The organism is Streptomyces sp. NPDC054786 (assembly GCF_053611685.1).
In genome coordinates this window covers 152,309-158,041 of the sequence record NZ_JBSHAW010000020.1, presented here as the reverse complement: position 1 = coordinate 158,041, position 5,733 = coordinate 152,309, and the positions used below count along the sequence as shown (strand labels likewise).

5 protein-coding genes are annotated in these 5,733 nt (G+C 68.5%); 1 reads left to right on the top strand and 4 read right to left on the bottom strand.

From position 1 onward, the window contains the following. On the top strand, positions 1-210 hold a 210-nt coding region (locus ACWGI6_RS18765), incomplete at its 5' end, for a hypothetical protein (RefSeq protein ID WP_453268530.1). A 334-nt stretch (positions 211-544) separates the two neighbouring features. Here ACWGI6_RS18765 and ACWGI6_RS18760 read toward each other — a convergent pair. The 4 genes from ACWGI6_RS18760 to ACWGI6_RS18745 form a co-directional block, all read right to left on the bottom strand. Further along, positions 545-1,771 (bottom strand): HTTM domain-containing protein, encoded by a 1,227-nt coding sequence (locus ACWGI6_RS18760; protein ID WP_453268529.1) that lies wholly within the window; start codon positions 1,769-1,771, stop codon positions 545-547. Continuing rightward, positions 1,768-2,487: a DUF5819 family protein gene (locus ACWGI6_RS18755; protein WP_453268528.1), complete on the bottom strand. Its 720-nt coding sequence runs from the start codon at positions 2,485-2,487 to the stop codon at positions 1,768-1,770. The genes ACWGI6_RS18760 and ACWGI6_RS18755 overlap by 4 nt, the downstream gene beginning before the upstream one ends. A 701-nt stretch (positions 2,488-3,188) precedes the next feature. After that, a complete protein-coding gene (locus tag ACWGI6_RS18750) occupies positions 3,189-3,959 on the bottom strand; it encodes an AfsR/SARP family transcriptional regulator (RefSeq protein WP_453268527.1) in 771 nt (256 codons plus the stop codon). Between the two features lie 482 nt (positions 3,960-4,441). Continuing rightward, complete coding sequence (locus ACWGI6_RS18745; protein ID WP_453268526.1) at positions 4,442-5,176, bottom strand: IPT/TIG domain-containing protein; 735 nt, start codon at positions 5,174-5,176, stop codon at positions 4,442-4,444. Between the last annotated feature and the right edge of the window lie 557 nt (positions 5,177-5,733).

Here is a 5,733-nt window from a genome sequence, read left to right as displayed (position 1 = left end):
ACCATCGGCGGACTCGTAGGCGGCACCACCGGCGCCACCACCACCGGCGCCACCATCGGCGGACTCGTAGGCGGCACGACCGGCGCCACGAGCACCGGCGCCACCACTGGCGGCGGCGGCACCACCGGCGCCACCACGACCGGCGCCACCATCGGCGGACTCGTAGGCGGCACCACCGGCGCCACCACCACCGGCGCCACCACCGGCTGAAGCGAAGAGCCACTCACTGTGCAGAGTTCTCGGCTCATGCCGCTGGGCGGAGGAAATCCCCCCGCCCTGGCATGCGCTGTCCACAGCTGATCTCAACCCGCCTGGTCCCTCCGGCGGTTCGTCCCCCCACGGGCCGATTCGCCGGAGGGACGTTCGGTGTTGCCTACAGATGACGACCTGCAGCGCGTAGTCCGTCGCCGACGCCGAGGCTGTACCGCGCTGACGGGGCACACCAGGGTCGGGCGGACCAGAACGAAGGGCACTCCCAGAACGAAGGGCACTCCGCCGCTCACGAGACGGTGGACGAGTGGGGAACCAAGAGTGCGTCAGATGCTCACACTCTGGCCTTCGCTCCGGTCGCCTGTGGCTCGTTGCTGCGGCGATGTCGCCCGGTGATGCGGTCCCGTACACCTGCCGCCTTGGACCCGACCCACCGCAGGGCGTTGGTCGGCAGGAAGACCATGTCCGCGAAGACCATCGCCAGCGAGAAGAACGGCAGGCCGCAGATCACCGCGATCGTGGCGTGTTCGGTGATCAGGACCGCCAGCAGCACGTTCTTCACTCGGCGGTTGAGGAGGGTGAACGGGAAGGCGACCTGCGCGAACACGGTGCCGTAGGTGATCAGCGTGACCATCAGCGAGCGGCTGTCGAGCGCCTGGGACAGAGAGGTCCACGGGCTGAAGTAGTCCAGATGCAGCGGGTAGTGCAGGGCGGTTCCGTCCTGCCAGCGTGGCCCCTGAATCTTGTACCAGCCGGCCGTGGCGTAGAGCAGGCACACCTGGGCGGCGATCACCAGCATCGCCGCGTTGTGGACGAGGTTGGCGACGACGTCCAACACCGCCCGCACCTCGGAGAAACGACTGCGCCCTGCCCAGAACCACAGGGCCTGGACCAACCACAGGCCCCAGAGGATGAGCACCCAGCTCAACGGGATCTCCGCGAACCCCGTCACTTCTGCGAGGGCGAGGCCCGCACCGCAGACCACCCACAGGGTCACGCTCACCGAATTGCTGCCGTCCCCGCCCAGCGCCGCCGCACGCTCCCGCCGTCGCGCGTCCAGCGACCACACCTGCCCGCACCGCGTGAGCACCAGGTAACTCGCCATCAGGTGAATGAGGGTGTCACCGCCGTCGCCCAGGAGGATGTTGCGGTTCATGAGCGACAACACACCGATCATGAACAGCAACGACGTCGTGCGGGTGTGCCACCCCACGAGCAGCAGCAGGCACGCGACGATCGTCCCGTGGTAGACCAGCTCGAACCAAAGCCTGTCGTTCGACCACAGCAGCACCGTGAACGCGTTGTTCGAGGCAACCAGACGATGGGCCAGGTCGAAACCCCAGGGGCTGGTGGTGCCGTACAGCTCCAGCCGGTGCGGCCACTCGCGGATGAGGTAGAGCGCAAAGGTCAGCGCGAAGCCGATCCGGACGATCGCGGCCTGGTAGGGCGCGAGCGCCGCGCCCGTGGCCCTGTTCAGACCTCTGGCGATCGCCGTATCGAGCTTGGTGCCGATGCCCTTGAAGGGGGAAGGCGCCCGGGCGGTGTCCTTCTCGACGCTCACTGGAACTCCTTCTTGGAGACCGGCCACCACGGAAGTACCTGGTAGGTCGTCTGGGTGTTCCCGCGCTCGAGACTCCACTTCGGCGGGATGATCGGCTTGTTCGACGCGTAGACCTGCACCTTGACCACCTGGCCGCCGTCGAGCCGCGGCCCGAGCCGGTGAGTCACGATCCGGCGTACGTAGGCCTCGGAGAGCTCGCCCCGCAGGCCCATCGCTCTGCCCTTCTCGTCGTGCGTCCTGTTGTAGAAGTCCCAGGCCTGGCGAAGCATGTTCTGGTGCGCGTGGCTGGGTGCCGGGTTGTCCCTGATCTTCCTGATGTCCTGGGCGGTCAGGCCCACCCAGCCCGTCGTGCGCCTGGAGCCGTTGGCGAGCATGACCTCGGCGCGCGCGTGCACGGCGATGTTCTGCTGAAGCGGGTTCGGGGCGAATAGCTGCCAGTTCTGGTCGAACTCCGGATAGACATAGCCGTTGACCAGCCCGCCGTAGTCCCTGCTGATGGCGTTCGACGGGGCGACGAACAGGAAGACCAGGACCACGTGGATCAGGACGCCGATCGACACCACCGCGATGGCGCCCGCGATCACGATCCGCGACAGCAGCGACCAGGACCCCTTCGGCGCGGGCGGCAGCCCGCGCACGACAGAGGGTTCTCTGGGCGCCTGGTCTTCACCGGCGCCTTCCGAGGCGGCCTCGACCGAGGTTTCGCGTGGTTCCACAATGCTCCCCCGATCACGGGTCCCGGAGATTCAGCGGATTCGGATTCACTGGCGGATCACCTGGCTATTTATCGGATCACCGCTGCTAAATCAGAATAAGTACACCTATTGCCGCACAAACACTCTATTGAGCCGAACGGTTGATGGAGCGTTCTCCCGCCGAGGCGACTGCGTACGACGAAAGCGCCGAACTCGCCCGGATCGCCCGGCTCCCCGGGGGCCGCCTCACATCACGAAAACAGGCACCTTGAGGGGGAAACGTCCTGCCTCGTTGCCCCACCACAACAGCAGGTTGATGGGGTACCCGTGATGGCGTATCGACTGTTCTCACACGGACCGGCGCCTCCCCCTCCAGCGCGACAGCGGCGGCCGCTCCCGGCGCGGACCACTCGACGGCGAAGGTCGATCTGCCGGCACGTGGCCAAGCTGGGTAGGCAAGGCGCGGGAAGGAGTCGGGCGGACGCCGCGAAGGGCCGGCCAACGGCGGGCGCAGGCCCGGCCGAGCAACTAACTCACCGCGATCGCCCCCATGGGGCGCAGCGCCGCGACCGACGCCTGCGGCGACGTCGGTCGGTCGGTGTGACGGCTGTGGGCTCGCAGTGGTGCGTGGGTGCGCCGAGCCCCGACCGGTTCAGTACCGGATGCCCGATGTTCACGGCGCCGACGGGGGAATCCCGCCATGCCCTATCGCCCAGGGTGAGTTACCATCCGCAATCCGGCTGCTGCAGCCCGTCGACCAGGTGGCACAGCCGCGGAGTGGGGCGAAGCCCGAGTTCGTCGCGGAGACGGTGCGTATAGCGTTCGAAGTCGTCCAGCGCCTCGGACGGGTTGCCCTCCGCCAGGTGGGCGCGGATCAGCGAAGCCTGGCTGCTCTCCCGCAGTGGATTCGCCTGTACGGCCGCGTGGGCGGCCGCCACCGCGCCGGCGAACTGCTTCGTTTCGATGAACACTCCCGCCAGGGACTCAAGGGCGTGGAGTCGCAGCTGTTGCCATTGCTCCGCCTCCCGCAAGGCCCAGTCGTCGTACCAGCCGGGCAGCAGGTCGTCGGAGAGCTGGTCGACGGTCGCCGCGCTGAGGTTGAGGTCCTCGACCGGGACTCCGGGGTCGAGTATGCGCTGGGCCAGGGACCGGGCGTGGTGCAGGTCGACGGTGACTTTTCGCGCGAGACGCACCTCCGCAGGGCAGACCTCCAGGGCCTTCCTGCCGATGCCGCGCAGGCGCGACAGCGCCGACCGCAGGTTCGCGTACGCACTCTGTTCGCATGCGTCGGGCCAAAGGCTCCCGGCAACCAGGGACCGAGGGGCAGCGACACGGCCGTTGAGCGCGATAAACGCCAGGAGCCGCTTCGAGCCGACGGGAACCGTCACCGGGACATCGCTCACCACAAGGTCGAAACCGCCAAGAAGGGCGATGTGCACGGACGGCCGGCTGCTCGCGGGTGGCCAGGAAAATATCAGGTCATCGGAGCTCATGGCTGGTGATCGCGGAAGAGGTCGGTGGGCGCGGCACACGACCACCGGCCGCGCCGCCATCGTTTGAGGTTCGCAATCATCTGTGCACCTCCCACAACCACATGTTGCTCTGCCCGTGGAGGGTTGTCGAATTGTGCCAATTCAGGCGGATATATTCCCCCTGATGGCGGGTGGGTACGCGCACGGAAATTGCCTCTTCGCGGACCGCGTTCGCCTGTCCTGCGCGGCGCGCATGACGGGCGAACGGGTCGCATGCACAGAACCTGCTGGTGCGCCACTCGGCGCAGCAGCCGGGCTTCTCCCAGGAGTCGCGACGAGGACGCCCGCTCCCGCATGCAGGTCGGGCGCCTTCCGCCCCAGTGCACTCGATCGGCTGCGCCCCCCTGATCCACCGGACCGCATACCTGCACAGCGCCGGGCTCACGTCACTTCAGGTATCGGGGCCGGACCGCCGCCTCCCAGCGGAGGCCGCGCGCACCCCGTCAGCCGACGAGATAGAGGTACACCCCGGGTGCGGTGGCGCTGCCGCCCGTGGTGGTGAGCGCGACGGTGACGGCACCCAGGGGGTGGGAGGGCGCGATGGCTGCGACCTCGGTGTCGGACAGGACGGCGAATGTGGCGGGGACGCCGCCGAAGGTCACGCCGGTGGTCGTCGACAGACGGGTACCCGTGATGCCGACCAGTGTGCCGCCCGCGGGGAGACCCGTCAGCGGGCTGAAGCCGGTGGCAGTGGGTACATCCACGAAGCCGAAGGTTCCGGAGGCGGTGGCCGTACCGCCCTGCGCGGTGACGACCAACGACACGGCGCCGGCCGCGTGGGCGGGGCTCACGAGGGTGAGTTCGCTGTCGGACAGCACCGTCGGCGTCACGTCCGTGGCACCGAATGCCACGGAGGTCGTGGCGGCGAGGCCGCGCCCGGTGACGGTGACCGTTCCGCCGCCCGCGACGGGCCCCGACGACGGGGAGACGGCGAGGACGACGGGTGGGGGGAGGTAGTAGAAGGGCACCGGGTTGCTGGTGCCCCCCGGCGTGCGCACCATGGCGTCGACCACACCGGTCCCCGAGGGGGCGACCACCGACACGGAGGTCGCCGTATTGGCCGTGATGGCGGCCGACTTGGTCCCGAAGAGCACCGCAGTGGCGTCTGCGAGGCCGGTGCCGCTGAAGGTCACCTCGGACCCACCGCCGGTGGATCCCTGATCCGGATTGATCGGCATGTCCCCGCCTCACCTCTGCGCCGGGTGAAACCTTCGAAAACGCCTGTCGCCTACCAGTTACGCAGGGAGTTCGCCCCGAGGCGAGACATGCATCTCCCTCTTCACCCGGATGGCGCAGCCAAGGCTCGGCATCGCGCGGACCGGCAGCTCCAGGTCTGCAGAGCGGCCCCAAGAGCCCTCCTGACCAGGGAACTTGGAGCTGCGTAACCGTCCGGGGTGGTGACCTTCGTCTGATGAAGCTCGTCGCGTAGATGTCCTGTCAGCTGTCGTACCGGCCATGACGCGCGCCGGGTGGCCGCCCTGACAGCGCCCTGTCGTCGACTCCTCACGAGCCGACGACAGGGCGGGGCAGCAACGGGTCACGGCGGAAGCGGACTTCCCGGCCGACACTGCCCCGTGTGAGCCGGTGAAGGGGGACCGCTCACACGTAGGTGTATCCGCCGGCGACGGTCGTGCTGCCGCCCGGCGTGGTGACCACGACCGGAACGTTGCCGAGCGGTCCGGCCGGAGTGAAGCCCACCAATGCCGTACCCGAGGCATTGACCGAAACCCCCGTC

Coding starts and splice junctions, on each gene's coding strand:
- ACWGI6_RS18750 (WP_453268527.1), bottom strand. CDS start 3,959: ATGAGCTCCGATGACCTGATATTTTCCTGGCCACCCGCGAGCAGCCGG.
- ACWGI6_RS18745 (WP_453268526.1), bottom strand. CDS start 5,176: ATGCCGATCAATCCGGATCAGGGATCCACCGGCGGTGGGTCCGAGGTG.